The following is a 2829-nucleotide window of genomic DNA, read 5'->3' as shown; positions in this document are numbered from 1 at the left end:
GGCCTGGCGAATTCACGAGTTTCAGGCGCACCCCGCACGGTTGGCCGCCATGGCCGCCAGCGCACGGGCGATCGGTCGCCCGCATGCGGCGCGCGACGTGGTCGATACCGTGCTCGCCCTGCTGGATAGCCGATGAGTCATTCGCCGCGCCGCCGCCTCGTCGCTACCCTGGCGACTGCGGCGTTCACGTTCCTGCTCGCCTTCATGTTCGCCCACGTCGAAGTCGAAATCGAAGGGCCGCATGGCTGGGCCACGAGCCTGCCGACCTGGYGCGTCGAGAACCACTGGCTGCTCGACCTGCTGTGGGGCGGCCGACCGATGACCGGGTACCATGCCTGGGTCTTTCCTTTTATCGCCGCCTTTTTCCATTTTCCCATGGTGTTCCAGGGCTACTGGAGCTGGCGTGCGCAGGTTCGCGTCATTGCCTGCGTCATGCTGTTCTGGGTTGCCGAAGACGGCCTCTGGTTCATCCTCAACCCCGCCTTCGGCATCGCGCGCTTCGACCCCGTGAACGTGCCCTGGCACCGACACTGGTGGGGGCCTGCGCCCACGGATTATTGGGTGTTCGGTTTCCTTTGCATCGTCTTGTTCGTTCTTTCTGCCTTGCCCAAAACTCGCCTCGCAAAGCCAGCCTGACAAAAGGCGTTGCATGCAAGCCCCGGCGCCATGCCAGAATCCCCCGATACGCCGCTGCGGACAGATCTCTTGCCGACCTCAGGTAAATCGCAGATCAACGAAGGCGAATTTCTCGCCGCCGTTGACCTCGGCTCCAATAGCTTCCACATGGTGGTGGCTCGTTACGAACACGGTGAACCCCGTGTCATCGACCGCTTGCGCGACTCCGTGCGAATGGCCGTGGGCTTGCGCCCGGATGGGACGCTCGACGAGACCCACCGCGCCTCGGCGTTGGCTAGCCTGGCCCGTTTCGGCCAGCGCATCGCCGGCATTCCCGCCCTGCACGTGCGCGCCGTCGCGACCAATACCGTGCGCCGCCTCGCCTCGCCGCATGCCTTCCTGTCCGCGGCTGAGGCCGCGCTGGGGCATCCGGTGGAAATCGTCTCGGGCCGCGAAGAGGGCCGACTGATCTTCCTGGGCTCGTCACACGATCTGCCAGCGTCGCGCGACCATCGGCTGGTCATCGACATCGGCGGTGGCAGTACCGAATTCATCATCGGCCGCGGTACGGCGCCCTTGTTGACGGAAAGCGTCCAGGTGGGCTGCATCGCCTCAACCCTTCGCTTTTTCCCGGGCGGCAAGATCACCCGCAAGCGCTGGCAGAAGGCCCGCCGGGAAATTGGTGTGCTGCTTCAGCAGTTCTCCGAGGACTACCGCGAAGCGGGCTGGGCCGACGCCTACGGCTCGTCGGGTACCGCCAAGTCCATCGGCTCCGTCGTCCGCGCGATGAAGCTCTCCGACGATGGCATTACGCCCGAGTCGCTGGCCGCCGTGCGTGAAGCTCTGATCGAACAGGGCTCGTCGGGGACGCTCAAGCTGCCCGGCCTGGCCGAAGATCGTGCCGAGGTATTCGCTGGCGGCGTGGCCATTTTCGAAGCCGCGTTCGAAGCGCTCGGCATCGAGCGCCTGCGCGTGTCGGAAAGCTCGATGCGTGAAGGCCTGCTCTGGGACCTGATCGGCCGTTCCGCCGGTACCGATCCGCGCATGGCCAGCATCGATTCGCTGGCCAGCCGCTACGGCGTGGACCGCGCCCAGGCGCGCCGCGTCGAAACCACCGCGCTCGGGTTGTTCGACCAGCTCTGCAAGGCCTGGAAACTCGACGACGACGGCCGTGAATGGCTGTCGTGGGCAGCGCGCGTGCACGAGCTCGGCCTGGCCATCGCGCATAGCCAGCACCAGCGTCACGGCGGCTATATCCTCCGCCACGCCGATCTGGCCGGCTTCTCCCGGCAGGAACAGCAGCTACTGGCGGCCATCGTGGAATGCCATCGCCGCAAGCCCGAGAAATCGGTGATCTCGGCGCTGCCCGTGCGCTATCGGGYGCTGGCCCGGCACATTACGGCCATCCTCCGCCTGGGCGTCCTGTTCCGCCGCGCCCGCCGCGCCGAAGCCCTGCCCCGCATCCGGGTGAGTGCATCTCGCCAGCGCCTTCGCCTGTCGTTGCCGGCGGATTGGCTGGACCAACACCCGCTGACCGAAGCCGACCTCGATCAGGAGCGCGAGCCACTGGCCGAGCTCGGGCTGGATCTCGAGATCGTCACCGAATGACCGCGATCCGCCCGGCGAACGGGCGTATCATGGCGCGATTGTTTCGCCGTCACGACCGGTAACCCATGCTCAAAGCCGTCTTCGCCAGCCTCTTACTCGCCCTGCCCGCTGTGTCCATGGCGCAGCAGACGACCAAGCCGGCAGCGCCAGCGCCGGCGTCCGTCGACCACCCGCGCGTGGTCATGCGTACCACCCAGGGCGATGTCACGTTCGAGCTGTTCCCGGACAAAGCGCCCAAGAGCGTGGCGAATTTCCTGCAGTACGTTCGCGACGGCTTCTATGACGGCACGGTGTTCCACCGCGTGGTCAACGGCTACATGGTGCAGGGCGGCCTCTACAGTCGCGATCTCACCCAGCGCCGCACGCGCGCCGCCATTCCCAGCGAAGCCGACAATGGTCTGTCGAACCTGCGCGGTACGCTCGCCGTGGCGCGTGGTGGCGATCCGAACTCCGGGACGGCGCAGTTTTTCGTCAACCTGGTCGACAACCGCCGGCTCGACTACGTCAGCAACCAGAGCGGCCTGACCTGGGGCTTTGCGGTGTTCGGCAAGGTCGTTTCGGGCATGGACGTGGTCGACAAGATCGCCGCCCTGCCGACTCGCGCGC

Annotated in this window: 3 protein-coding genes; all 3 read left to right on the top strand. The window is 66.4% G+C overall.

What is annotated here, in order from left to right; translation table 11 throughout:
• Positions 1 to 132 precede the first annotated feature (132 nt).
• Entirely contained in the window at positions 133 to 636 is a 504-nt protein-coding gene (locus tag AC1DT2_RS19930) for a hypothetical protein (protein WP_477298241.1), read from the top strand.
• 69 nt (positions 637 to 705) lie between these two features.
• The gene (locus AC1DT2_RS19925; protein ID WP_477298239.1) at positions 706 to 2223 is read left to right on the top strand and encodes a Ppx/GppA phosphatase family protein; all 1518 of its coding nucleotides are present in this window, start codon (positions 706 to 708) and stop codon (positions 2221 to 2223) included.
• A gap of 65 nt (positions 2224 to 2288) precedes the next feature.
• On the top strand, positions 2289 to 2829 hold a 541-nt coding region (locus AC1DT2_RS19920; RefSeq protein WP_477298237.1), incomplete at its 3' end, for a peptidylprolyl isomerase.

The organism is Luteibacter sp. P4_E6, from assembly GCF_056401535.1.
The sequence above is the reverse complement of the archived record's forward strand: the minus strand, read 5'-3'. Positions and strand labels throughout refer to the sequence as shown.